The following is a 25412-nucleotide window of genomic DNA, read 5'->3' as shown; positions in this document are numbered from 1 at the left end:
GTTCCCCCTCCCGCTCACCCCGCCGCCGCGGCCGCACAAGCACCAGCACCAGCACCAGCAACCGAAAGCAGTTTCACCGCATGGAAATCATCATCCTTCCCACTCCTGCCGACGTGGCCCGCACGGCCGCGGACGCCATCGAGGAGCAGGTCCGCCGTGGCCCGTCCGTCCTGGGCCTCGCTACCGGGTCAACCCCGCTGGGCACCTACCAGGAGCTCATCGAACGGCACCGGACCGGCGGCCTGAGCTTCGCCCAGGCGCAGGCTTTTCTTCTCGACGAGTATGTGGGCCTGCCTAGTGCTCACCCGCAGTCCTACCACTCGGTGATCCGGGACGAGTTCACGGCCAGCGTGGATTTCGCTGCTGACGCGGTGCATGGCCTGGACGGCATGGCTGAGGACCCGCAGGCCGAGGCAGAGCAGTACGAGGCGCGGATTGCAGCTGCGGGAGGGGTGGATCTCCAGATCCTGGGCATCGGCACGGACGGGCATGTGGGTTTCAACGAACCCATGTCCTCGCTCTGCTCGCGCACCCGGATCAAGACCCTCACCCGCCAGACGCGGCAGGACAACGCCCGCTTTTTCGACCACGCGGACGACGTCCCGGACCACGTACTGACTCAGGGTCTTGGCACCATCCGGGAGGCCCGGCACCTGCTGCTGCTCGCCATGGGCGAGGCGAAGGCGGAAGCCATTGCGGCCGCCGTCGAGGGCCCGGTCGCCGCTATCTGCCCGGCGTCCGCGCTCCAGCTGCATCCGCACGTCTCTGTCCTGGTGGACGAGGCCGCGGCCTCACGGCTGGCCCACCGGGACTACTACACGGACACGTTCGGGCGGAAGCCGGCGTGGCAGGGACTCTGAGCACGGGCCAGGGCGCGCCGGTCGCTGCTGTCAGCCGGCCCCAGCTGGAGCTTGCCGTGGAAAATGCCGACGGCGTGCGTCTGGCTGCCGCCGTCGGCGCGGCCCGCGTGGAGCTCTGCGCAGCCCTCGCCGAAACGGAGGGCATCACGCCAAGCATCGGGATGACGGAACAGGCCTGCCGCGTTGGGCTGCCAGTCCACGTCCTGGTGCGGCCGCGGCCGGGCAACTTCGCCTACTCGAGTGACGAGCTCGACGTCATCGAGCGCGACGTGTCTGCTGCGCTGGCCGCCGGTGCCGCGGGCGTCGTGGTGGGAGTTCTCGCGCCCGACGGCGGGCCGGACGTTCCTGCCCTCCGCCGGATTGTTGCAGCGGCAGGCCGGTCCAACCCGGCTGCGGAAATCACGTTCCACCGGGCGTTCGATGCTGCCCTCGCGGCTGGCATCGACCCTGCTGACGCGCTGGCCCGGCTCCAGCAGGCAGGCGTGGACCGCGTCCTGACCAGCGGGGGCAGCCCGGACTGCGCCGCCGGCCTGGTTATGCTGGGCCGTCTGGTGGAGCTGGGACGCACATACGCTCCGACGGTCCAGATCATGGCCGGCGGAGGAGTGACGCTTGGACTGGTACCGTCGCTGCTCGGCATCGGCGTCCACGCCGTGCATACCTCGGCACGGCAACGTCTGGGTGGCGGTTCCGGTACGGACCGGGTAGAAAACGCCGATCCTGCCCTGGCAGCCCAACTGGCGGCAGCACTGAAAACCGGAGGCCTGGAACCATGAGCGCTACTTTGATACTTCGCGGCCGCATCGTCACCGGAAGCATGGACGTCCCCGATGGTGCAGTAGCGATCGACGGCGGCGTGATCACCTATGCTGGTCCGGCGTCGGACTTTCCCGGCGACCCCGGGCCCACGGACCATGCGCGCATCATCCTGCCCGGACTGGTGGACCTGCATTGCCATGGCGCGCTGGGTTCGGATTTCTCTGAAGGTTCCGCCGAGGGCGCCCGGTCAGCGGCACAGTATCTGCGCAGCCGCGGCACCACCACGCTGCTCGCAAGCCTCGTCACGGGGTCACCGAAACACTTGGTCCGGAACCTCATGGCGCTGAAGACGCTGGCGGATGACGGGCTGATCGCTGGTTCCCATCTTGAAGGTCCGTTCCTCGCATCGGGACAGTGCGGCGCCCACGATCCCACGCTGCTGCTCGAACCCGACGCCGGGCTTGTGGCCGACCTGTTTGAGGCGGCCGGTTCCTCGCTGGTTTCCATGACGCTCGCAGCCGAGCTTCCGGGCGCCACGGCCCTGGTGGACATGCTCACTGCGCGCGGGGTCATTCCATCCTTGGGCCACACTGCTGCGGACCACGGCACCGCGGCTTCCCTCCTGGAGCAGGCTGCCGCTGGGCTGGCCGGGCCGGGGAACTCCACTGGAAGGATCCGCCCAACCGTCACGCACCTGTTCAACGCGATGCCCAGCTTGCACCACCGCTCCCCCGGCCCGGTAGCAGCCAGCATCAGCGCCGCCCACTCCGGCGATGCAGTGGTGGAGCTGATTGCCGACGGCGTCCACCTGGCCCCGGAGACGGTCAAGATGGTGTTCGAGCTGGTGGGGGCGGAGAACATCGCACTGGTCACTGACTCGATGGCCGCAACCGGCCTGCAGGATGGCCAGTACCGGCTGGGTACGCTGGCCGTCACCGTTGACCGTGGCGTCGCGCGTGTGGACAGCACTGGGGCGATCGCCGGCGGAACCGCCACCCTGCTCGACGTGGTGCGGTCCACGGTGGCGGCGGGCGTGCCCCTCCAGGATGCGGTCCAGGCGGCGACGGCCGTTCCTGCCTCCGTGCTGGGACTTTCCACGCAGGTAGGCGATCTCCGTGCCGGCATGCGGGCTGACCTCGTCATTGTTGACCGGGACCTGGATCTTGCAGGAGTCCTGCGCGGGGGCGAGTGGGTCAGGCCGCTGGGTTAGCGCTGTTCGACTGCCTGACCGTTGAATGTCAGACCCCACTGCCAAGATGGGTTTATGGAAAGCACGACGGCGGTGGTGGAGGCGGAGGCAGCGGTTGACGCTTCTGTGGCTGCCTTTACGGCCGTGCTCAGCGGCGCTGCGGCTGTTTCCGGTACTGGTACCGCTGAGCCTGTCACTGGCGCGTGTGCTGGCGCTGGTGATGATCCGTTGCAGCGGATTGCTGACGGGGCGTTGGAAGTTCTTGCAGGGCTGGCACGGTCCGAGGCGAAGCTGGCGGCATTGAAGGCGCAGGCGGTTCAGGTGTTCGCTGCCGCCACGAGTGTGCTGAACGGTCCGGCGTCCTCGCCGCATGAGGCTACGGCGCAGGACCGGAGCCTGGTGGCCGAGGTCGGGTGTGCACTGGTGATCGGTGATCGTGCCGCCGGTGCCCTGTTGGCCGAGTCCCACGCACTGACCACCACTCTGCCCCGGACGCTCGCAGCTTTGCAGGGCGGTTCGATCTCCTGGGCGCATGCCCGGGGGATGGTGGACGAGGCAGTCACCCTCGATCCGGCAGGCGCCGCCGCCATGGAGGCCCACTTCCTCGATCCCGACACCCCCAGGCCTGCCACCGCGGCCGCGATCGGGGAGATGCCCGCCTATCGGTTCCGGCACAAGGCCCGCATCTGGCGGGAACGCCACCACCCTGAATCGATCGAGAAGCGCCATGCCAAGGGCCTGGCGGACCGGAGGGTGGAGTACAGGCCGGACCAGGACGGCATGGCCTGGCTTTCGGCCTACCTCCCCGCCCACCGGGCAATGGCGGGCTGGAACCGGCTCAACGCCGTCGCCCGGGGCATACAGGGACCCGACGAACTCCGCACCCTCACCCAAATCCGGGCCGACCAATTCGCCGCAGCCATCCTCACCAGCGGCACCAATACCAGCAGCAGTCGCGGTAATGGAGACAGTTCCAGCCTCCGTGCAGGCAACACCGCCCGCAACGGCGGCGCCAATAACGGCGACGGCGACCGGGCCAGTAACTGCAACGGCGACGGTGACGGGTTGGGTACCAGCGACGGGGCAGGTGCAGGGACGGATCTTGCCGGGCTGTCGTCGGCGGTCCGGGCGCAGGTGCTCGTCATGGTCCCGGTAGTCGCGCTGATGGGAGTAACGGACGAGCCCGCCATGCTGGACGGGTACGGGCCGATCCCGGCGTCCATGGCGAGGGACCTGGTCGCGAACGGGGCGGATTCGTTCCACCGGGTCCTTGTCGATCCGCGGGACGGGGCGCCGCTGGAGATCGGGCGGACCAGCTACCGGGTCACCAAAGCCATGCGGAACTGGCTGCGGCTGCGGGACGGCAAATGCCCCTTCCCCGGCTGCAACAACCCGTCGTTGGATAACGAGGCAGACCACCTCCTGGCCTGGCAGCACGGCGGAACCACCGGCATCAGCAACCTCGGACACCCCTGCCCGAAGCACCACAAACTCCGGCACACCACCGGCTGGACACCAACACCAGCCACCACAAACGAACCACCCGGCTGGACCTCACCCACCGGCCGGCACTACAAAAGCGAACATCAGGACTGGGAACCACCCCACTGGCCCGAATCTGTCCTGTCCGCCATGCCGGCGCGGTTGAATCCGGAGGAGCATCACAACGGGCAAGTTCCCGGCGTGCTGCCTTATCCGCCAATGGCCGTCGCCCAGGCCTGCCCTGCCGCAGACCTCCTGCACCTGGAACCTCCACCGGAGGAACCTGAAGATGACAACCTCATAGACCTGGACGACATACCAGCGGACGACCCCTTATGGGACGACTTCTACGCCCTGCCGCCCGTCCTGCCAAAGGACCCCATAAGTGACTGGGACGCAATAACGGACTGGGACCCGGCACTGACCTAGCCGGCACCAAACGCCCACAGACACGGGCAGCCCGGCGCACGTGGGTCGCCAGCCCCGAGCCGGAAAGACAGCCCAAGTACGCCGGACGAACGAATCAGCGAGCGCCTACTCAGCCCCGGGCAGGCAGACTTCCACGAGGCCACCGCTCACCCGCGTCTCGAAAAGCGGCTGCTTCGCGGTGGCGGGGCCAGACTGCACTTCCCCCGTGCGCAGCGAGAAGGTGCTTCCATGCCAGGGGCACACCACACACGGGTCGCCACCGTCACCAGGGCCGCCGTTCTGGTCGACCGTGTCCCGGAGCCCGCCGCCCTTGACCTTGCCTTCGTGCAGCGGCCCGGAAAGGTGGCTGCAGACGTCGGACAGCACGCTGACGGCCTCCCCCTCCCGATAGGCAAGCAGCGGAATCTCGGCCACAACAATCTTGTGGAGCTTCCCGTCGGGCAGATCCGCGAGCGGAGCCAGCGGCTGCCATCCGCTCGGGAAGCGGTGCGGGATCTCCTCGCTGTGGTTCACGCCCGCCGCCTGCCGGTACGTGAGATGGCCGCCCAAGAACCCGCCCGCACCCACAACGGCCAGGCCGAGGTAGGCAAGCACCTTGCCTCCGCCCCGGCTGCCCCGGGCCCGGGCAACCAGCGAGGCAGCGTAGAGGCCCGTGGCCGTGATGTTGGCAGCGGCATGGACCAGCCCCACCCGCTGCTGCTGGGGGTGCAGTTGCGTCCAGTCGGTAAAGCCAGCCACCGCGGAGGGCACGGCGGCTCCGGCGCCCACACCGATCAGGAGCGCTGAGGCCTTGTCGTTACCAGGCAGGGCGTCCAGCACGGCCGCGGAGATCCACGCACCCATGGGCACCTGGACCGCCAGCGGATGCACGGGGTGTCCAATGGGAACGCCATGCAGGACGTCGCGTGCCCACTTGGGGCGGATGGCCCGCTTCACCACTTTTCGGACCTTCTTGGAAACGGGGTCCAGCCACTCCGCATCTTCCAGGCGGGTAACAAGTTCCAGTGCAGGCAGCGGTTTCATGTGTCTCCCTTACCCCTTTGCTCCATGTCCAGTCGATGCCGGGAAGCTTACTTGCCGGAGCAGGCGCAGCACAGGGCCCCTTGGGTTATAACCCTGCCAGCGCAGACAGCTACCGGCGCAAAACCTAACGGAGCGGGGAACCCAGCACCGTGAACTGGTTGCCGCCCATTTCACCGGTGAGCAGGGGCATGGCTTCCTCAATCGCCGCCTGCACACTCTCCAGCCCCAGGGACGCCCGGTGCGCCTCCGGCGATTCCCACAGTTCACAGACGAACACGGTGTCCGGCACGGCGTCGTTCACGCCCACCTCGTACAGCAGGCAGCCGGCCTCCTTCAGCCCCGCCATGGGCCGGACCAGGATTGAGAGGACGGCATCGCGCTGGCCGGGCTTGGTTTCGAGGCTTCCCACATTCGCAAAGGTCATAGAAACAGTGTGCAGTACAAGGGCGGCAAAGGCCGGAGGCTACCGCACCGCCGGCGCCGACGTCCCCAGCGGCGACTGTTCGACGGCGGTCCCCGCCGCCACGCTGCCAGGCACACTGGTTCCGGCCGGCTCCAAGGCCGCATCCGTCGTCGTGGTTTCACCTGCAAAGGCGCGGAGCATGGCGGCGCGGTCGAACTGGCCTTCCCACTTGGCCACCACGAAGGTGGCAACGCAGTTGCCCAGCAGGTTCACCACCACGCGCATGGAGTCCATCAGCCGGTCCGCGCCCAGGAGGAGGGCAACGCCCGCCACCGGGAAGATTCCCAAAGCACCCGCCGTGGCGGACAGGGCCAGGAACGCTGATCCGGGCACACCGGCCATGCCCTTGGACGTCAGCATGAGGATGCCCAGAGCGGCCAGTTGCTGGCCGAGATCCAGGTTGTAGCCGAAGGCCTGCGCCAGGAACAGGAGGGAAATGGAGAGGTACAGCGCGGCGCCGTCGAGGTTGAAGGAATACCCGGTGGGGACCACCAGGCCGGTGGTGGCGCGGGAGCAACCGGCGTTGGTCAGCTTGGTCATGATGCGCGGCAGCACGGATTCGGTGGAGGCTGTGCCCAAAGCGAGTAGGAATTCCTCGCGGGTGTACTTCATGAACTGCCACAGCGGCACCCGCGGATAAACCCACGCCACCACGAACAGCAGTCCGATGAACACAATCGCCGCGCCGTAGCAGGCCGCGATCAACAGGCCATACGTGCTCAGGGAGCTGAGGCCGTACTGGCCAATGATGAATGCCATGGCACCGAAAGCACCCACCGGCGCCACCCGCATGACCCAGCCCATGATCTTGAAGAACAGCTCCAGCACGGTCTCCATCAGCGTGACGACCGGCATGCAGCGTTCACGGCCGACGACGACGATCGCCGCGCCGAAGAAGACGGCGAAGCACAACACCTGAAGCAGGCTGTTGCTGGCAAAAGCTCCCACCACGCTGGTGGGAATGATGCCCAGGATGAAGGCGCCAGCGTCCTTCGGCGGCGCGGTGGCGGTTTTGGCGTTGAGGGCGTCCTGGGAGAGCGACGCCGGATCGATATTCAGTCCCGCGCCAGGCTGGACCACGTTCCCCACCACCAGGCCAAAGACCAGGGCAAACAGCGTGGCCGCCGTGAAGTAGATCAACGCCTTGACGCCGGTGCGGCCCACGGCCTTGACGTCACTGACCGCGGCGATGCCGGTGACGATCACCAGGAAGATCAACGGAGCGATGATCATCTTGATCAGCTGGATGAAGCCGTCACCCAGGGGGCGAAGCCCTGCGCCGATGTCCGGCCAGAGGTGTCCGATGAGGATACCGGCCACAACAGCCACCAGGATCTGGAAGAAAAGGGACTTGTAGAGCGGCTTCCTGGAAGCGGGAGGTGCTGCCGTGGGCGCGGTGACATTCATGCCGTTGCCTGTTCGTTGGAGGACGGCGGCACATAGGATGCCGCAGGGTCACGAGCAACGTTAGGGACCGCATGTTTCCGGAAAGATAAATCCATAATGCGGAACTATTAAGCCGCGCCAGCCACGCGGCGGGAAATCTGCCCGCAACTTCCATGACATGACAGCGCCACGAGCCAGTGGAAGTATCACTGTGTCTCAGCTGTACCTGCTGCAACACCAGCAACGTAGAAGAAGGAGCATCATGCCCCTCACTCCCCCATCCGACGCCGAACTGGACATCATGATCCGGGCACGACTGGCATCCCTCGGCATCGACCTCAACCAGCTTCCCGCCGGAACCGCCAGCGACCCCGAGACCGGAAGCCCCGGACAGGCGTCGGTCCTGGCCAGCCTGCGTTCCTTCATGCGCACCACGGTCGCTGAACTGAGCGCCTACCAGGTGCCCTTTGCCGGCGCGGCAGGAACTGCGGACCCCGCGCTCCTGTCCCAGCAGGCAGCTCCTCCCGCTCTGTACCCCTCAATCGATACTGCACGGAGGACGGCATGAACCCGGTGGACAGCGTGGACAGCCAGCCGACGGACCGCACCATTGACCGCCGGTCCTTCGTCAACAGGTTTGCCGTTCTTGCAGCAGCTACGTCGCTGGGTGCGGTGGCGCTTCCCGCTGTTGCCCACGCCGCGCCAACAGCGGTGGTGCCCGCCGGGATCAACCCGAACGCGTACGGGGACGTCCGGCCCGAAGCCCTGGCGGACATTACCGAGCTGACCATCGCGGAAGCCGCAAGCCTCATCCGGCAGGGCCGGCTCAGCGCCGAACTGCTGGTGGAGGCCTACCTTGACCGGATCGGCGCGTTCGACGCGGACTACCAGGCGTTCAACCTGGTGGCAGCAGACGATGCCCTGGCAAGCGCCCGGGCCCTGGCCGGCGCCGCCTACAAGGGACCCCTTCATGGCATCCCGCTGGCCATCAAGGACAACTACTACACCCGCGCCTACCCCACCACAGCCAACTCATACATCTTCAAGGACTTCACGCCCCCGTTTGACGCAACGCCCGTGTCCAAGCTGACCGGCGCCGGCGGCATTGTCCTCGGAAAAACCCAGATGGGTCCGCTGGCCACCACCCGTGCCACCACTCCGGACGGCCGCATCACCACCGTCAATGCCTGGACCCCTGCGGATCCACGGACAAATCCGGGCGGATCCTCGTCCGGCTCAGCAACTGCAGTGGCCGGACGGATGGCAACGTCCAGCGTGGGAACCCAGACCGGCGGCTCCATCACCGCGCCGTCCAACGCCCAAAACCTCACGGGGCTTAAACCGACCATGGGCCGGGTTTCGCTGTACGGCATCATCCCGCTGAGCTATACCCGCGACCACCCGGGACCGCTCGCCAGGGATGCGAAGGACGCAGCCATCATGCTGAGCGCAATGGCCGGGGAGGATCCCAACGACCCTCGCACCCTGGGGCTTCCGCCCGTCCCGGACCTGATCACGGCCGCGACTCCAGTCAAGCGTGGCAACAAGGTGGCTATGCGCTGGGGCACCCGGGTGGGCGTGATCCCGGACTTCACCGCAGGATCCTCGGAAACCGCAGCGGCACGCAAGGCCTTCCTGGACAAGCTCGCCGGCATTGAAGGAATCCAGATTGTGGACGTTCGACTGCCCGAGGACTGGGACACACTGACAAGCACAGCCTTCAACAATGTGCGGCTGCCGGAACGGAGTGAGCCGTTCCTGCCCATACTGCGCAAGGATCTCCGCAGCTTTGGGGTGTCTGTGACCGGCTGGCTGCAGGGCTCTATGCTGGGCGCCAACGAGTACGTCCTGGGCCAACGCGCCAAGGTCCTGCTGCTGGAACGCGTCCTGGACGATCTGTTCGAGCAGTGCGATGTGGTGCTGCAGACCAGCCCCAACCCCTTCGACGCGATTGGGCTGCCCGAGCTCGCTCTGCCCATCGGTTTTGACTCGGCCGGCGTCCCGGTGGGCACCATCCTTGGCGGCCAGCCCTTCGCCGAGGACCGGCTGCTGGCCGTGGCCGCCGCCTACCAGGCGGTGACCGACTGGCACCTGCGGCGCCCCGCGAACCCGGCCGGCGAAGTCCCCGAGCCGATTTCTGTTGATCCGTCCAAGTCCCGGAAGCCGTTCGCCAAGAGCGCGCGCGGCAAGGTTTCGGCTGCACCCGCTCCACAGGGCCGGGGCCGCCTCGAGGCGCATGAGGTGGCCGAGCTGTCCCAGTAGCAGCGCCAATGCCCCCGGCCCGCCTCCTTCCCGGGAGGCGGGCCGGGACGTCCACTGTTCAGTCCGCAGCCGGCAGTGCCGCGGACTGGACCACCACCGCGCCGCTGGACGTGGTGTCCTCGTTCAGCATCCAGCCCACCCGTTTAACCGTCCGCAGCATCACCACGCTTTCCACCAGGTGTATGCCGGGGACCTTTTGCTGGAGGGAAAGTTCGGCGGTCATAACGTCCGCAAGGGACTGCAGCCACATGATGATCACGAAGTTGGTGGGCCCTGTGGTGGAGGCGCTCAGTCGAACATTCTTAATGGTCCGGATGGCGGCAGCCGCTTCCTCATGCTGTCCCGCGGGAACATTGGCGAACCACTGGCATGTCACGGGGTAGGAGGAAAAGGCCTGCGCAATTTCACAGCGGAACAGCAGGACGCCGCTGGCCAGCACCCGGTTCAGCTGCCGCTGCACCGTTGCCGGACGACGCCCCAATTCCCGAGCTATCTGGGCCGCGGTTGCCCTTCCGTCGCGGGCCAGGAACGGCAACAGGTCCAGGTGGCTTTGCGGCAACTGCCCGGCTTCCGCATGGCGGGCGTCCGGGCCGCTTTGGCGCCCGAGCGTCCGAAGCAATGCCAGCTGATGCTTGTCCAGGATATTCAGCCGCCACTCGTCGGCGCTGGTGTGAAGCCGCGTGCACAGGGCCGCCTGGTACTTGATCAGCCCCTCGATGCCCTTCAACTGGGCGACCACCGAGGCACTGAACTCCTCCAGGGACCTGGTGACCACGGTCAGCATAAGGTCCCGGTTGCTTGCCGCTTCCTCGACGGTAATGATCCCGGGGATGCCGGCCAATTGCGCTGTCACGCTGTCCCGCAGGTTCATGTCGCAGTCCACCGCCACGAAGGCCAGGAGCATCTGCTGTGGATCCCCCGCGAGGTGAGCCGTCACCCACGCTGCCCCGCTTGAGGTCAGCCGTTCCCAGCGGGCAGCAAGGGTGGTGGCGTGCACGCCCAGCACCTTGGAGGCGTCCGCCCAGCCGAGCCGGGGATACGTCTGCAGCACCTGGATGAGGGCCAGGTCTTCCTCACTGAGTTCCATCAGGTCCACCTCCTCATGCACGAATCCTGCACATAGCCGGTACAGGAAGGATATTTCCAGCGCTTTCTCTGGATGTGAGTTGCGCCACTCCAGAATAGTCCACAGACCACGAAAGCTAAGCCCAGGAGCCGCACAGTGCCCGTAATTGAAGACGCCAAGGAACTGCATGGGGACCTCATCCGTCTCCGCCACGACCTCCACCGGCACCCGGAAATCGGGCTGCACCTCCCGCGGACCCAGGAGAAAGTCCTCCAGGCCCTCGACGGGCTTCCTTTCGAGATCACCCTGGGCGAGGAAACCTCCTCCGTCACCGCAGTGCTTCGCGGGGGCAAGGCCGCGGCAGGCAGCACGGGCGCCCAGCGGCCCGCGGTTCTCCTCCGCGCCGACATGGACGGCCTTCCCGTCCAGGAGAAGACGGGCGTGGAGTTCTCTTCCCAGGCCGACGGCGCCATGCACGCCTGCGGCCACGACCTGCACACCTCGATGCTCACCGGAGCCGCCACTCTCCTTGCCGAGAAGCAGCACCTGCTGCAGGGCGACGTCGTCCTGATGTTCCAGCCCGGCGAAGAGGGATGCGACGGTGCCAGCTACATGATCCGCGAAGGCGTCCTGGATTCCGCCGGAACCCGCGTGCAGGCGGCTTACGGGATGCATGTGTTTTCCTCGCTCGAGCCCCACGGCACGTTCTGCACGAAGCCCGGCGTGATGCTTAGCGCCTCGGACGGGCTGGAGGTCACGGTGCTGGGAGCGGGCGGCCACGGTTCCGCCCCGCATGCCGCGAAGGATCCCGTCACAGTGGTTGCCGAGATGGTCACCGCCCTGCAGGTCATGGTGACCCGGCAGTTCAACATGTTCGATCCGGTGGTGCTCTCGGTGGGTGTGCTGCACGCCGGCACCAAACGGAACATCATCCCCGAGACTGCCCGCATCGAGGCGACGGTCCGAACCTTCTCGGAAAGCTCCCGGCTCAGGATGATGGAGGCCGTGCCGCGCCTGCTCCAGGGAATAGCGGCCGCGCACGGGGTGGAGGTCCACGTGGACTACCAGGAGGAATACCCCCTCACCATCACCAACGAGGACGAAACGCACACGGCGGAGAAGGTCATTGCTGGACTTTTCGGCGAGCGCCGCCTTTCCCGCTGGGCCACTCCCCTGAGCGGTTCGGAAGACTTTTCCCGGGTACTCGCCGAGGTGCCCGGCACGTTCGTCGGCCTCAGCGCCGTCGCCCCGGGCGGCGATCCGGCCGCCTCACCGTTCAACCACTCCCCTTATGCAACGTTCGACGACGGCGTGCTGGCTGATGGAGCTGCGCTCTACACCGAACTGGCCACCTCGCGCCTTGCCGCCCTGGCGGCGGCGGCCTGACCCGCCGTCGCCCCTCCCATCCCCATCCTCTTCACCACGAACCTGAGGAAGTAACCATGTCCATTGCAGTAACCAAGCAGCAGACTGGACGCGTGTCCACCACCAAGACCATCGTCGGAACCGGCATCGGCAATGCCGTCGAATGGTACGACTGGGCCATTTACGCCACGTTCACGCCTTTCATAGCCAGCCAGCTCTTCAGCAAGGCCGACCCGGCGTCGGCGGTACTGTCCACGCTGGCGATCTTCGCCGTCGGCTTTGTGGCACGGCCCTTCGGCGGCTTCCTCTTCGGCTGGATCGGCGACAGGGTGGGCCGCAAGACCTCGATGACCCTAGCCGTCGGACTCGCTTCGCTGGGCAGCCTGATGATCGGCATCGCTCCGACCTTCGCGAGCATTGGCGCCTGGGCGTCCCTGATGCTGCTGGTGGCACGGCTCATCCAGGGCCTGGCGCACGGCGGCGAGCTGCCGTCGTCGCAGACCTACCTGTCCGAGATGGCACCCAAGGAGCACCGCGGCTTCTGGGCCACCCTGATCTACACCTCCGGAACCGTGGGCATCCTGTTCGGCACACTGCTGGGCGCCGTCCTTAACATGACCCTGACGGCGGAGGCCATGAACGCCTGGGGCTGGCGCATCCCGTTCCTGCTGGGCGCGGCCATGGGGCTGTACGCGCTGATCATGCGGTCACGGCTGCACGAGACCGAAGCGTTCGAGGGCGAATCGCTGGCCGAAAAGCGGGCGCCGCTCTGGCCGCAGATTGTCCGCCACCGCAAGCAGGCACTGCAGGTCATCGGCCTGACGGTTGGACTGACCGTCATTTACTACGTCTGGGGAGTCGTGGCGCCCAGCTACGCCACCACCGCACTGAAGATCGACCGCGGCGAAGCACTCTGGGCGGCCGTCATCGCCAACATCGTCTTCATCGCCGCCCTTCCCTTCTGGGGGAAACTGTCCGACCGCATCGGACGCAAGAAGGTGCTGTGGTCCGGCGCCATCGGGTCTGCAGTGATGCACTTCCCCATGACCTGGCTGCTCAAGGATTCAGCCTGGCAGCTGGCCGTGGGCATGTCCGTCATGCTGGTCTTCATTGCTGCGAGCGCCGCCATTGTGCCGGCCGTCTACGCAGAGCTGTTCCCCACGTCCATCCGTACCGTCGGCGTGGGTGTGCCGTACTCCATCTGCGTGGCAGTGTTCGGCGGCACCGCACCGTACCTGCAGCAGTGGCTCGGAACCACCATGGGCGTTCCACAGCTGTTCAACATCTACGCAGTGGTGCTCCTGGCCGTGAGCGCGGCGTTCGTGTTCACCATTCCCGAGACCAAGGGCAAGGACCTGACGCACTAGGGGCAGGCTTTAAACGCAACCAAAAAGGGTAGACGCGGCCCTAGCGCGTGCCGAAGCGCAGGTGCACGATTTAAGTACCGGATCACAAACATTCAATGAGGCCGGATACGCGCCCCCACTAGCAGGGCGTGCAGTTTGAAAAGGGGACGGGCAGGCTGCGGCCGCCGCTGACCAACCGCGATGCTCAGTCAGGCGCTGGCTTACCTGCCCCACATGGGGAATCGCGCCCTAACACAATTGGTGAATCGCATCCTTTTCAGGAGCACAAATGTCCATCACTCCATCAACAGGAATCCGCTCAACCCGGGCAAGGATCGCCCTGGTTCCGCTCCTCTCCCTGGGCCTGCTCGGCGGTTCCGTGGCATTCGCCGGCCCGGTCCAGGCACATGACGACCGGCGTGACGACCGGCACGGGTGTACCGTCAAGCCGCTGGACCCCAAGGACCTCCGCGGCAACAAGGTCGACTTCAGGATCAAGGCCGATTGCGACGGCAAGAAGACCGTCCATATCCGCCAACTCCGCTACGAGGACGAGAAGGGCCCGCGGCGCACGGACGACTTCCTGGGCAGCTCCCACTTCTACGAGGAATTCGACAAGAAGGACGACGCCAGGATCATCCACAGCGTTGACAAAGTCCGCAACCTGGACAAGAGGGGCGCCGAAGAGGTGTACCACATGGTGTCTTACCGGGTGAAGAAGGACAACGGACACTGGTCCGACTGGTCCGACTGGAAGAAGAGCGACGTGGTTGAAGTTACGAGAGGCCGCTGACAGGGCGGGACTTTCCGTAGACAGAAATATAAGAGAGCCAGGGGCCACCGCCCCTGGCTCTCTGTCGTGTGCGGCCTGGACCACGTTGCGTGGGCCATGCGCCCCTTGACTCCCCCACCCCTCATTCCCTACACTTTTCATAAAGCAGAATCTTAATTCCACATAGCGGAAAGTTTGAAAGAACTCGAAGCAAGGGAAGATGGATCAAAGCCCTCCTTGGAAGGACCTACGATGACGTACACAGTGAACTGCTCCATCCTCCTCACGGAGCTGCCCCTGCTCGAGCGCCCCGCCGCAGCCAAGGCAGCCGGCTTTGACGCTGTGGAGTTCTGGTGGCCGTTTGAAAGCTCCGTTCCGTCCGACGCCCAGATCACCGAATTCGAGAACGCCATCAAGGACGCAGGGGTGCAGCTCACCGGCCTGAACTTCAACGCCGGCAACATGCCCGGCGGCGACCGCGGCCTGGTCTCCTGGAAGGGACGCTGCTCCGAGTTCAAGGACAACATCGACGTTGTGGCCGGCATCGGCGAGCGCCTGGGCTGCAAGGCCTTCAACGCCCTCTACGGCAACCGGCAGGAGGAGTTCACTCCCGAGGAGCAGGACGAACTGGCGGTCAAGAACCTCGCCGCAGCAGCAGAAGGCGTCGCCCGGATCGGCGGGACCGTCCTCCTCGAACCGGTCAGCGGAGCACCCAAATACCCGCTCCTCACCGCCGACGACGCACTCAAGGTCATCGCCCGGGTGAAGGCGGAGGCCGGCGTCGGCAACATCAAGCTCCTCGCCGACTTCTACCACCTGTCAGTCAACGGCGACGACGTCGAGTCCGTCATCGAAAACCACGCCAAGGACTTCGGCCACATCCAGATCGCGGATAACCCCGGCCGCGGCGCCCCCGGCACCGGCACCCTTCCCCTCGGCGAGTGGATCGCCCGCAGCCGTGAACTCGGTTACGAGGGCTACATCGGCCTCGAGTACAAGGAACCGCAGGAAACGGCCTTCAGCTGGGCCATCCGCGAACACGCCGCCAAGTAATCCCCGCCCGCCCAACTAGGTAGCAGCAGATGTCGTTTACGGCCCCCAAAACAACATCTACTGCGACCTAGTTGGAATCCTGCCGCACCACCACAGACTTCCAGAAAAGAGAACCATCATGAGCAACGTTGCAGTTATCGGACTCGGAATCATGGGCCTGCCCATGGCCATCAACCTGGTCAAGGCCGGCCACACCGTCACCGGCTTCAACCGCAGCCAGGACAAGATCGACAAGCTCGTCTCCGAAGGCGGCAAGGGTGCCACCAGCATCGCTGACGCCGTCAAGGATGCCGACGTCGTCATCACCATGGTGCCGGACTCCCCCGATGTCGAGGGTGTTGTCAGCGGCAAGGACGGCGTCTTCGCCAACGCCAGGCAGGGCACCCTGTGGATCGACGCCTCCAGCATCCGCCCCGACGTCGCCAAGCGCCTCTCCGACGACGCCCGCGAAGCCGGCATCCGCCCGCTCGACGCTCCCGTCTCCGGCGGCGAACAGGGCGCCATCGACGCCGCCCTCTCCATCATGGTGGGCGGCGACAAGGCAGACTTCGACGCAGCATCGGACGTCCTGAACGCCGTCGGCAAGACCATCGTCCACGTGGGCCCCTCCGGCTCCGGCCAGACGGTCAAGGCAGCCAACCAGCTCATCGTCGCCGTCAACATCGAGGTCCTCGGCGAGGCCATCGCCTTCCTCGAGGCCTACGGGGTGGACACCGACGCCGCCCTCAAGGTCCTCGGCGGCGGCCTCGCCGGCTCCAAGGTCCTGGACCAGAAGGGCCAGAAAATGCTCGACCGCAATTTCGACCCCGGCTTCCGCCTGGCCCTGCACCATAAGGACCTGGGCATCGTCACCTCCGCCGCCCGCGAAGCCAACGTCGCCGTCCCCCTCGGCGCCGTCGTCGCCCAGCTCGTCGCCGCCACCGTCAACCAGGGCGACGGCGCACTGGACCACTCAGGACTCTTCAAGCAGGTCCTCCAGCTCAGCGGCCGGAAGTAATCCCGGGCAGCAGCTAAGCCAGCCCCGCCGAAACGGGGCACTTCGACACAGGCTCGCCGGTCGCCGTCGTCAATTACGACGGCGGCCAGCCCCAAAGTGCCCCGCGACGGTTCGTGGGGGTACTTCAGCACACCCAAAAACAGGCTTTTCCCACCAGACTTTTAGTAGGAGCACACCATGAGCAAGATGCGTACCGTTGATGCAGCGGTTGCCATCCTGGAAAAGGAAGGCGCCATCGAGGCGTTCGGCCTGCCAGGCGCCGCGATCAACCCCTTCTATTCCGCAATGCGCGCCCACGGCGGCATCCGCCACACCCTGGCCCGCCACGTTGAAGGTGCCAGCCACATGGCGGACGGCTTCAGCCGGGCCAAGGACGGCAACATCGGCATCTGCATCGGCACCTCCGGTCCGGCCGGCACGGACATGATCACCGGCCTGTACGCCGCGTGGGCCGATTCCATCCCGATGCTCTGCATCACCGGCCAGGCCCCCGTGGCCAAGCTGCACAAGGAAGACTTCCAGGCCGTGGACATCGAGTCCATCGCCAAGCCCGTCACCAAGATGGCCATGACCATCCTGGAGCCCGGCCAGGTTCCCGGCGCCTTCCAGAAGGCGTTCCAGCTGATGCGCTCCGGCCGCCCCGGCCCCGTGCTGCTGGACCTGCCCATCGACGTGCAGCTGGCCGAGATCGAGTTCGACATCGACACCTACGAGCCCCTCCCCGTCGAAAAGCCCAAGGCCTCCCGCAAGCAGCTGGAAAAGGCCCTGGACATGCTGACCGCAGCCCAGCACCCGCTGATCGTTGCCGGCGGCGGCATCATCAACGCAGGCGCCTCCGCGCAGCTGGTGGAACTGGCCGAGACCTTGAACATCCCCGTCATCCCCACCCTGATGGGCTGGGGAACCATCCCGGACGACCACCAGCTTATGGCCGGCATGGTGGGCCTGCAGACGTCCCACCGCTACGGCAACGAGAACTACCTGCAGAGCGACTTCGTGATCGGCATCGGCAACCGCTGGGCCAACCGCCACACCGGCGGCCTGGAGACCTACACGGCCGGCCGGAAGTTCGTGCACATCGACATTGAGCCCACGCAGATTGGCCGCGTGTTCTCGCCGGACCTGGGCATCGCGTCCGACGCCGGTGCGGCGCTGGCTGGGCTGGTTGAGCTCGCCAAGGAGCGCAAGGCGGCAGGGTCCCTGCCGGACTACAGCGCCTGGGTTGCCGAGTGCCAGGACCGCAAGGCTTCCCTGCACCGCAAGACGCACTTCGGGAACATCCCCATCAAGCCGCAGCGCGTGTACGAGGAGATGAACAAGTCCTTCGGCCGCGACACCATCTACGTGTCCACCATCGGCCTGTCCCAGATCGCCGGCGCGCAGATGCTGCACGTGTTCGGCCCGCGCAAGTGGATCAATGCCGGCCAGGCAGGTCCCCTGGGCTGGACGGCCCCGGCCGCGCTCGGCGTGGTCCGCGGCAAGCCGGACGAGACCGTGGTGGCCCTCTCCGGCGACTACGACTTCCAGTTCATGATCGAGGAACTGGCCGTGGGCGCACAGTTCAACCTGCCCTACATCCATGTGGTGGTGAACAACTCCTACCTGGGGCTGATCCGCCAGTCCCAGCGCGGGTTCAACATGGAACAGAACGTTTCCCTGGCCTTTGACAACATCAACTCGCCAGAGACCAACGGCTACGGCGTGGACCACCTCAAGGTTGCTGAAGGCCTGGGCTGCAAGGCCGTGCGCGTGGAGGACCCCAACGACCTCGCCGCCGCCTTCGACAAGGCCAAGGCACTCATGGGCGAGTTCCAGGTTCCCGTGGTGGTGGAAGTGATCCTGGAGAAGGTCACCAACATCTCCATGGGCGTGGAAATCAACGCCGTGAACGAGTTCGAGGAACTGGCCGAGACCGCCGCCGACGCCCCCACCGCCATCCTGGCGCTGCAGGCCTAAACCCTGCGGCCCTCAAAAGAAAGACAGCCATGCGCATTGTCATTGCCCCGGACAAGTTCAAGGGGTCGTTGTCCGCCCCCGAAGTTTGTGCGCACCTGGAAAAGGGCCTGCAGCGGGGCGCGGGCGGGAACCTTGAGGTGATCCGGATTCCCGTGGCCGACGGCGGTGAGGGCACCCTCGACGCCGCCGTCGGCTCGGGCTTCACCCGCCGCAGCGCCGTGGTGGCCGGACCAACAGGGGAACCGGTCACGGCCGAGTTCGCCGTCCGGGGCAATGAAGCCGTCATCGAGATGGCCGCGGCCTCGGGCCTGGCGCTTCTTCCCGCAAGTGTCCTGGTGGACGGGCGTCCGGGCCCGGCGGCGGCCGCCACGGCCACGAGCATGGGCACTGGCCAGCTCATCCGTGCCGCCCTGGATGCCGGCTGCAACCGCATCATCCTGGGCGTGGGCGGCAGTGCCAATACCGACGGCGGCGCCGGAGTCCTGCAGGGCCTCGGCGCCAGGCTCCTCGATGCCGCCGGCAACGACCTTCCGGCCGGCGGTGCCGCCTTGGCCCGCCTGGACCGGATCGACTTCAGCGGGTTCGAACCCCGGCTGAAGGACACACGCTTTGTGCTGGCGTCCGACGTCGACAATCCCTTGCTGGGCCCCCAGGGCGCCGCGGCGATTTTCGGCCCGCAGAAAGGCGCCACACAACAGGACGTCGGCATGCTCGACGCCGCCCTGGCCAGGTTTGTCGAAGTCCTGGCCAGGGAAATCGGTTCGGAAGGCCCGTACAACAGGGCCTTCAAAGCGGCGGAAGCCCCAGGCGCCGGAGCGGCAGGAGGCGTTGGCTACGCAGCCATCGCCGTCCTGGCCGCAACCCGGCGCCCGGGCATCGACGTCGTGCTTGAATTCACCGGCCTCGCCGAACGGCTGGCCGGCGCCGACCTGGTGATCACCGGCGAAGGCAGCCTGGACGAACAAAGCCTGTTGGGCAAGACCCCCATGGGCGTGGCCCGGGCAGCCGCGGCGCAGGGCGTCCCGGTGGTTGCCGTCTGCGGGCGAAGCACCCTGGCAGCGGCCGCCGCCGGATTCGAGGACGTTTACGCTTTGACCGAGCTTGAAAGCAATGTAGACAGGTGCATAGCAGAGGCAGCGCCGCTTCTGGAGCAGCTAGGCACACAGATCAGCGGAAGGCTGGCAGCCACCACGCTGTCCCGCTCCGCAACCACCAAGGAGGACCTCCATGTCTGAAGAACGTTTTGACCTGGTCATCCGCGGCCAGCGCATCCTCACCACCGCCGGCCTGGCTCCCCGTGAAGTGGGCGTCCGCGGCGGCAAGATCGTGGCCCTCGAGCCGCTGGGCAACGGCCTGGCAGGCGCGGAAGTCATCGAACTGGCTGACGACGAAACCCTCATCCCCGGCCTGGTGGACACCCACGTCCACGTCAATGAGCCCGGCCGCACCGAGTGGGAAGGCTTCGCCTCCGCCACCCGTGCAGCGGCGGCCGGCGGCGTCACCACCATCATCGACATGCCGCTGAACTCCGTCCCGCCCACCACCACCGTGGCAAACCTCAAGCTCAAGCGTGAGGTGGCCGAGGACCAGGCGTTCGTCGACGTCGGATTCTGGGGCGGCGCGATCCCTGGCAACAAGGGCGACCTGCGTGCCCTGCACGACGAAGGCGTGTTCGGCTTCAAGTGCTTCCTCCTGCACTCCGGCGTGGACGAGTTCCCGCACCTGGACGCGGACGAGATGGAGGAGGACATGGCCGAGCTCAAGTCATTCGATTCGCTCATGATCGTCCACGCCGAGGACTCGCACGCCATCGACCGCGCCCCGCACCCCGGCGGCGACCACTACCAGACCTTCCTGGCCTCCCGCCCGCGCGGAGCCGAGAACAAGGCCATCGCCGAGGTCATTGAACGGGCCCGCTGGACCGGCGCGCGCGCACACATCCTGCACCTCTCGTCGTCGGACGCGTTGCCCATGATTGCCAGCGCAAAGCGCGACGGCGTGAAGCTCACCGTGGAAACGTGCCCGCACTACCTCACGCTGATGGCCGAGGAAATCCCGGACGGCGCCACCGCCTACAAGTGCTGCCCGCCGATCCGTGAAGCCTCCAACCGCGAGCTGCTGTGGCAGGGCCTGCTGGACGGCACCATCGATTGCATCGTCTCGGACCACTCCCCCTCCACCCTGGACCTGAAGGACCTGGAGAACGGTGACTTCGCCGTCGCCTGGGGCGGCGTCTCGTCGCTCCAGCTGGGGCTCTCGCTGATCTGGACCGAGGCCCGCCACCGCGGCATCCCGCTGGAGCAGGTGGTGTCCTGGATGGGCGAGAAGCCCGCCGCCCTGGCCCGGCTCTCCACCAAGGGACAGCTGGCATTGGGCTACGACGCCGACTTCGCCGTCTTCGCCCCGGATGAGGCCTTCGTGGTGGACGTCTCCAAGCTCAAGCACAAGAACCCCATCACCCCGTACGACGGCAAGGCCCTCTCCGGTGTGGTCCGGAAGACCTTCCTGCGCGGGGCCGTCGTGGACGGGCAGACCCCCACGGGCAAGCTGATCCGCCGCGGCGGAGTCTAAGGACGCGCCATGGCAGTGGAAGCCCACCATCCGAGGACGGGGGCACGTCCCGGAACCATCGCCAGGCCTGCCTTCACCGGGGCAGCCGCCCGCGGCCTCGCCGTGTGGGTGGTCCCGGAGGAAGGCACCAGCCCGGAACTCCTGGCCCGCGCCGCCCAACTGGTCCTGGCCAGGGCCCTTCAAACTGCTCCGGAGGCGGAAGTCCACTGGCCCGCCGCCGGAGCTCCCACGCCGGGGTCCTCCGCTGACACGGGGGGAGCCGCAGACGACTCCTCTCATTCTCCCTCCGCGGCGGAGGACCCTGCCGGCGCCCCATCCGGGGCACCAGGGGAGGACGACGGCGGCACCCGACTGCCGCCGTCGGCCGGCCCCGTGAGCCGCATGGCGGTGGACCTCGCCGCTGACCAGGTCCTCCTGGACGGGCGGCGGGTGCCGCTGACCGGCGTCGAATTCAAGGTCCTCCGGTACCTGGTCACGCACCTGTCCCGCACTGTGGGCAGGGAGGAACTGCAGGAGTTCCTGGACTCGTTCGAAACCCCCGGCGCCTCGGCCCGGTCCATCGACGTGTACGTGGGCAGGATCCGCCGCAAGCTCGGGAATGCCCGCCATGCCGTGGCCACCGTCAGGGGCGGCGGCTACCAGTTTGTGCCCGGTTCCTGCGCCACCGTCCGCGGGCCGGCGGAATACTGCATATGACGCCGGAGTTGTACCACTGAGCGGGAAGCCGCTTCACTTGATGTTTTGCCAGTAATGACAAAGTCTTCCAAAGGAACACCATGAGCCCCACCCTGACCACCAAGCTCCAGCCCGGAACCCCGGCCCCTGACTTCACCCTTCAGGATGCCCAGGGCCGCGAGACTGCCTTGGCCGATTACCGTGGCAAGAACGTCATCGTGTACTTCTACCCGAAGGCCGCCACCCCTGGCTGCACCACCGAGGCCTGCGACTTCCGCGACAGCCTGGCCTCCCTCCAGGGCAAGGGCTACGAGGTCATCGGCGTCTCCCCCGACGAGCCCGAGGCCCTGGCCGGCTTCACCGGCGACTTCTCCCTGACCTTCCCGCTGCTCTCCGACCCGGACCACTCAGTTGCCCTGGCCTACGGCGCCTGGGGTGAGAAGCTGGTCAACGGCGAAATCACTGAGGGGATTGTGCGCTCCACAGTCGTGCTGGATACCGAAGGCAACGTCGTCCTGGCGCAGTACCAGGTCAAGGCCGATGGCCACGTGGCCGCCCTGAAGGAAGCCCTGGGAATCTAGCGCTCTCCCCGATCCTCTCTCACTTACCGCAGCTTTTTCCCGGACGCTCTCTCACTTACCGCAGCTTTCCCCGGACGCTCTCTCACTTACCGCAGCTTTTTCCCGGACGCTCTCGCACTGGTCACCATCTCACTGGTCAGCAGTGCGGGGGCGTTCGGTGTTTACGCAGCGGTGTCCGGTGCCCGCGACTCTTCTGCCGCCGCCTGTGCGTACGACGCCGAGACCCGGCGGTAGACGGGCGTGAGGAAAGCCAGCAGCGCGGCGATGATCATGATGGCCCCGGCCACGAGGAATACGAGGGCGATGCCGCGGGAGGTGCCCTCGCCCAGCAGCGGGGCCAGCTGGGCGGCGCCGTCGGCGGACCGGGCGTAGGGAATGATCCAGAACTGGGCGATCGGGGCGATAAGGAACGCCGTGACAGGCGATGCTGCGGACTCGAAGGCCATGGCGAACCCGAACACCCGGCCCTGCCGCTGCAACGGCACCACCTGCTGGATGACAGTCTGCTCCGCAGCTTCCACAAAGGGCACCAGGACCAGGTAGGCCCAGATTCCCGCGATGTACAGCCACGCCCACTCCCTGATTGTGAAAATTGCACCCAGGAAACCCATGAGGGCCACCGCAAGGAGCAGCGTCCGCAAAGGGTTGGATCCCAGCCCGAACTTGCCAATCAGCGCACCGCCCACAAGGATCCCCGTGAACCCCACGGCGGAGAAGATTCCCCACAGCTCCACGGGGAACATCTCCAGGCCGTAGGGATCCATCAAGGCCATGTAGACGCCGCCAATGAAGTTGTTGAACGTGGAGAACAGGATCAGGGCGAACAGCCCGGAGATGGCCAGCACGGCGGCGAGGGAGCCGCGCAGGTCGAAGCTGCCGTGGGCATCCGTGGCTGCCGCCCGGACTTCCTCGGGCATGCGCAGGGTGAGCAGGTGCAGGAACGCCAGTGCCGTGAGCGCCAGCGCGACGGCGATGGTCCAGCCCATGCCGAGCAGCCCCACCGAGAGACCGGAGAGCACGGACGTGACAATGAACATCAGTCCCTGCACCATGCCCACCAGCCCATTGGCGTTGGCGCGGCGGTCCGGCTCGACCAGGATGGTCACCGTGGTGGAGAGGGCAATGTTGCGCATGTTCTCAACCACCGCGCCGATCAGGATGACCAGCGTGAACACCCAGAACCACGGCCGGGTCAGGTCCAGCAGCCAGGCGGTGGGCGTCAACAGGAACATGGCCCCGGACAACGCAAACATCACCAGGGTGAAGGCCGCGGCGAATCGCATCACGGCCAGCTTGCGGTAGCGGTCAACGAAGGTGCCGAAGCTGATGCTGGACGCGGCGATCAGCAGCATGTACGCGCCGCCCACTACCCCGGTGGCAATCACGTTGCGCGTCTCCAGGTACACCCAAAACGTCAGTGCGAACCAGAGATAGCTGGTGGTGACGTTGGCGGCCGCGGTGTTCACCAGGATCCCGGCGAAGGTGCGGGACCGCTGGGCCGGGGTGCGCACAGACGTGTCGACGGCGTTCGGATCAGTGAGGCGCGGAGGCTCACCCTCCTCGGGTGCGGCGGACGCTAAGGCAACGTCCTCGCTAAGTCTTCTCCCGCCGTCGGAAGCCGCAGCGGCGCGCGGCGGGACCGGCTCCTGCTCGGTCATGCGTCCCAGTGTAATAACAACCTTGGAGCATGGACACGGTCAGGGGCCGGGGGTTTTTGTCAGCGCTTGTCTCGGTCGCTGAATTCCTCGTCCAGCTCGTAGTGGCGGAACTCGGTTTCGCGGTCCGATTCACCATCCACCACCATTTCGTGGTCGAGCTGGCGCTGGACCTGGCTGTCCAGGACCTGCAGTTCCTGGTCCGAGACGTTTTCCAGGTCCTCCGGGAACTGATCTTCCGGAGTGAGGTGCAGCTTGTCGTTCATTGTGCCCGCCATGTCTATCCGCAGTTGCCGTGTCGGTACATTGTAGCGGTGCTGTCTCCCGCAGGGGCAGGCGACGTTGCAGAGCGCCGTTGCAGAGCGTTGCAGCCCGGTGACAGGATGGCCGCATGGGCATCGAGGTCCGTCCCGCAACCAGCTTCGAGGACGTCAAAACCATGGTCGGACCCAAACGGCCCGACGCCAACGTCTGCTGGTGCCTGAGCTACCGCATCCCGTCGAAGCAAAACCAGGCCCTGCGCGGGACCGAGCGCGGCGCCCTGGTGAAGCAGCTGGTGGCGCAGGATCCCCCTCCGGGGGTCTTGGCGTACGACGGCGGCGAGGTAGTTGGGTGGGCAGCGGTCCACCCCCGTGCGGACACCAGTTTTGCCGGCAACCGCAAGATCCCGCATGTGGACGACACAAAGGTGTGGTCCGTCTGGTGCATCCGGGTGCGGCCCGGCTACCGGGGCAAAGGCATCTCGCACCACCTGCTGGCCGGCGCGGTGGACATGGCCCGGGCCTACGGGGCACCGGCCATCGAGGGGTACCCGGTGGACAACGGCGGCCGGAAAGTGGACCTCACCATGGCCTATGTGGGCACGCGCAAACTGTTTGAGGATGCGGGCTTCACCAAGGCCGCGGACACCGGATCAGTGCTTAATGGGTTCCCGCGGGTGCTGATGCGGCTGGAGCTGCCGCCACGCTGAAGGCGTCAGGGTTTCTTCCACCAACTCCGTGGCCAGTCTTCGTCAATAGCCCACAGCGCCAAAAGGAGTGCGTCCACTGTCATGAGTCCCGCAATGAGGTACGCCCAACCTGTCCACCAACCCATAACAATCTCCTGACCCGGTAACCCCCAGCCACTCGATTGCTCATAAGTGTGGCACCTAAAGCGCCAGGACGGAACGCCCTCCACCCGCAGTCTTGAAAAGCGCCTCCAGCCTCACGTGTGCTTCCGTCTCGAGTTTGAGCCGGCGGGTCAGGCGTTCCACCTGCTGCGACATCTCGTCCCCCACCGGAAGCCGGTCTCCCGGCCAGCTCCACACCTCCCGGGACTCGGCCAAAGCCGCCGCCAGCGCCGTGGCCGCAGCGCGCACTTTCCGCCTGTGGAAGTAGACCCGCAGCAGCGCCCGGCCCTTGTCCAAAGCCACCAAAGCTGCGGCCTGGACCGCCGCCTGATCTATGATCCTGATTTGCCCCATGACCGCACCTTTTCCGAGCCGTCCAGCCTCCCGGCAGACCGTCCTTGGCACTGGTCC

Annotated in this window: 24 protein-coding genes; 17 read left to right on the top strand and 7 right to left on the bottom strand. The window is 66.4% G+C overall.

Annotated features, from left to right (window positions below):
- Window positions 1–80 precede the first annotated feature (80 nt).
- The 4 genes from nagB to IEX33_RS14665 are packed head-to-tail and all read left to right on the top strand — an operon-like array spanning window position 81 to window position 4719.
- The gene (nagB, locus tag IEX33_RS14680) at window positions 81–860 is read left to right on the top strand and encodes a glucosamine-6-phosphate deaminase (RefSeq protein WP_188731364.1); all 780 of its coding nucleotides are present in this window, start codon (window positions 81–83) and stop codon (window positions 858–860) included.
- Window positions 845–1636 (top strand): copper homeostasis protein CutC, encoded by a 792-nt coding sequence (locus IEX33_RS14675; RefSeq protein WP_188731362.1) that lies wholly within the window; start codon window positions 845–847, stop codon window positions 1634–1636. The genes nagB and IEX33_RS14675 overlap by 16 nt, the downstream gene beginning before the upstream one ends.
- Window positions 1633–2829 (top strand): N-acetylglucosamine-6-phosphate deacetylase, encoded by a 1197-nt coding sequence (locus IEX33_RS14670; protein WP_188731361.1) that lies wholly within the window; start codon window positions 1633–1635, stop codon window positions 2827–2829. Before IEX33_RS14675 ends, IEX33_RS14670 begins: the two co-directional genes overlap by 4 nt.
- A 54-nt stretch (window positions 2830–2883) precedes the next feature.
- Window positions 2884–4719, top strand: a complete 1836-nt coding sequence (locus tag IEX33_RS14665) for an HNH endonuclease signature motif containing protein (protein WP_188731359.1) — start codon at window positions 2884–2886, stop codon at window positions 4717–4719.
- Between the two features lie 105 nt (window positions 4720–4824).
- Here IEX33_RS14665 and IEX33_RS14660 read toward each other — a convergent pair whose 3' ends face one another.
- The 3 genes from IEX33_RS14660 to IEX33_RS14650 all read right to left on the bottom strand — a co-directional run bounded on the left by IEX33_RS14660 (window position 4825) and on the right by IEX33_RS14650 (window position 7612).
- Entirely contained in the window at window positions 4825–5742 is a 918-nt protein-coding gene (locus IEX33_RS14660) for a Rieske 2Fe-2S domain-containing protein (protein WP_188731357.1), read from the bottom strand.
- Window positions 5743–5866: 124 nt separating this feature from the next.
- The gene (locus IEX33_RS14655; RefSeq protein WP_066279483.1) at window positions 5867–6166 is read right to left on the bottom strand and encodes a putative quinol monooxygenase; all 300 of its coding nucleotides are present in this window, start codon (window positions 6164–6166) and stop codon (window positions 5867–5869) included.
- Window positions 6167–6205: 39 nt separating this feature from the next.
- Window positions 6206–7612, bottom strand: a complete 1407-nt coding sequence (locus tag IEX33_RS14650) for a cation:dicarboxylate symporter family transporter (RefSeq protein ID WP_188731355.1) — start codon at window positions 7610–7612, stop codon at window positions 6206–6208.
- A gap of 241 nt (window positions 7613–7853) precedes the next feature.
- On the opposite strand from IEX33_RS14650, the gene IEX33_RS14645 reads away from it, so the two are divergent.
- Both IEX33_RS14645 and IEX33_RS14640 read left to right on the top strand, forming a co-directional pair.
- The gene (locus IEX33_RS14645; RefSeq protein WP_188731353.1) at window positions 7854–8159 is read left to right on the top strand and encodes a hypothetical protein; all 306 of its coding nucleotides are present in this window, start codon (window positions 7854–7856) and stop codon (window positions 8157–8159) included.
- The gene (locus tag IEX33_RS14640) at window positions 8156–9853 is read left to right on the top strand and encodes an amidase (RefSeq protein WP_188731351.1); all 1698 of its coding nucleotides are present in this window, start codon (window positions 8156–8158) and stop codon (window positions 9851–9853) included. The genes IEX33_RS14645 and IEX33_RS14640 overlap by 4 nt, the downstream gene beginning before the upstream one ends.
- Before the next feature lie 58 nt (window positions 9854–9911).
- Here IEX33_RS14640 and IEX33_RS14635 read toward each other — a convergent pair whose 3' ends face one another.
- Window positions 9912–10940, bottom strand: coding sequence for an Lrp/AsnC family transcriptional regulator (locus IEX33_RS14635; RefSeq protein WP_188731349.1), 1029 nt, complete (start codon window positions 10938–10940; stop codon window positions 9912–9914).
- Between the two features lie 135 nt (window positions 10941–11075).
- Between IEX33_RS14635 and IEX33_RS14630 the strand changes: the two genes are divergently transcribed.
- The 10 genes from IEX33_RS14630 (at window position 11076) to bcp (ending at window position 22235) form a co-directional block, all read left to right on the top strand.
- On the top strand, window positions 11076–12305 hold the full coding sequence (locus IEX33_RS14630) for a M20 metallopeptidase family protein (RefSeq protein WP_188731347.1): 1230 nt from the start codon (window positions 11076–11078) through the stop codon (window positions 12303–12305).
- A gap of 56 nt (window positions 12306–12361) precedes the next feature.
- Window positions 12362–13651 carry an MFS transporter gene (locus IEX33_RS14625; protein WP_188731344.1) on the top strand — a complete coding sequence of 430 codons (1290 nt, stop codon included), beginning with the start codon at window positions 12362–12364 and terminating at the stop codon, window positions 13649–13651.
- Between the two features lie 268 nt (window positions 13652–13919).
- On the top strand, window positions 13920–14423 hold the full coding sequence (locus tag IEX33_RS14620) for a hypothetical protein (protein WP_188731342.1): 504 nt from the start codon (window positions 13920–13922) through the stop codon (window positions 14421–14423).
- Window positions 14424–14654: 231 nt separating this feature from the next.
- The gene (locus tag IEX33_RS14615) at window positions 14655–15455 is read left to right on the top strand and encodes a hydroxypyruvate isomerase family protein (RefSeq protein ID WP_188731340.1); all 801 of its coding nucleotides are present in this window, start codon (window positions 14655–14657) and stop codon (window positions 15453–15455) included.
- Between the two features lie 118 nt (window positions 15456–15573).
- Window positions 15574–16452 (top strand): 2-hydroxy-3-oxopropionate reductase, encoded by an 879-nt coding sequence (locus tag IEX33_RS14610; protein WP_188731339.1) that lies wholly within the window; start codon window positions 15574–15576, stop codon window positions 16450–16452.
- A gap of 177 nt (window positions 16453–16629) precedes the next feature.
- Window positions 16630–18408 carry a glyoxylate carboligase gene (gene gcl / locus IEX33_RS14605; RefSeq protein WP_188731337.1) on the top strand — a complete coding sequence of 593 codons (1779 nt, stop codon included), beginning with the start codon at window positions 16630–16632 and terminating at the stop codon, window positions 18406–18408.
- A gap of 29 nt (window positions 18409–18437) precedes the next feature.
- Window positions 18438–19643, top strand: a complete 1206-nt coding sequence (locus tag IEX33_RS14600) for a glycerate kinase (protein ID WP_188731335.1) — start codon at window positions 18438–18440, stop codon at window positions 19641–19643.
- The gene (gene allB, locus IEX33_RS14595; protein ID WP_174175124.1) at window positions 19636–20979 is read left to right on the top strand and encodes an allantoinase AllB; all 1344 of its coding nucleotides are present in this window, start codon (window positions 19636–19638) and stop codon (window positions 20977–20979) included. Before IEX33_RS14600 ends, allB begins: the two co-directional genes overlap by 8 nt.
- A gap of 9 nt (window positions 20980–20988) precedes the next feature.
- Window positions 20989–21675 (top strand): winged helix-turn-helix domain-containing protein, encoded by a 687-nt coding sequence (locus IEX33_RS14590; protein WP_188731333.1) that lies wholly within the window; start codon window positions 20989–20991, stop codon window positions 21673–21675.
- Window positions 21676–21755: 80 nt separating this feature from the next.
- Entirely contained in the window at window positions 21756–22235 is a 480-nt protein-coding gene (gene bcp, locus IEX33_RS14585) for a thioredoxin-dependent thiol peroxidase (protein ID WP_188731331.1), read from the top strand.
- Window positions 22236–22396: 161 nt separating this feature from the next.
- On the opposite strand, the gene IEX33_RS14580 is transcribed toward bcp, so the two are convergent.
- Together IEX33_RS14580 and IEX33_RS14575 are read right to left on the bottom strand one after the other, a co-directional pair.
- A complete protein-coding gene (locus tag IEX33_RS14580; protein WP_188731329.1) occupies window positions 22397–23893 on the bottom strand; it encodes an MFS transporter in 1497 nt (498 codons plus the stop codon).
- Between the two features lie 59 nt (window positions 23894–23952).
- Window positions 23953–24156, bottom strand: a complete 204-nt coding sequence (locus IEX33_RS14575; RefSeq protein ID WP_188731327.1) for a hypothetical protein — start codon at window positions 24154–24156, stop codon at window positions 23953–23955.
- 125 nt (window positions 24157–24281) lie between these two features.
- Between IEX33_RS14575 and IEX33_RS14570 the strand changes: the two genes are divergently transcribed.
- Window positions 24282–24860 (top strand): GNAT family N-acetyltransferase, encoded by a 579-nt coding sequence (locus tag IEX33_RS14570; protein WP_188731325.1) that lies wholly within the window; start codon window positions 24282–24284, stop codon window positions 24858–24860.
- 180 nt (window positions 24861–25040) lie between these two features.
- Here the strand turns inward: IEX33_RS14570 and IEX33_RS14565 are convergent, their stop codons facing one another.
- Window positions 25041–25355, bottom strand: coding sequence for a hypothetical protein (locus IEX33_RS14565; protein ID WP_188731323.1), 315 nt, complete (start codon window positions 25353–25355; stop codon window positions 25041–25043).
- Window positions 25356–25412 lie beyond the last annotated feature (57 nt).

Origin of the sequence: Pseudarthrobacter scleromae (assembly GCF_014644515.1) — a bacterium.
GTDB classification, from domain to species: Bacteria; Actinomycetota; Actinomycetes; order Actinomycetales; family Micrococcaceae; genus Arthrobacter; species Arthrobacter scleromae.
Note: the sequence above shows the minus strand (reverse complement) of the source record. Positions and strands in the feature narration are given on the sequence as shown.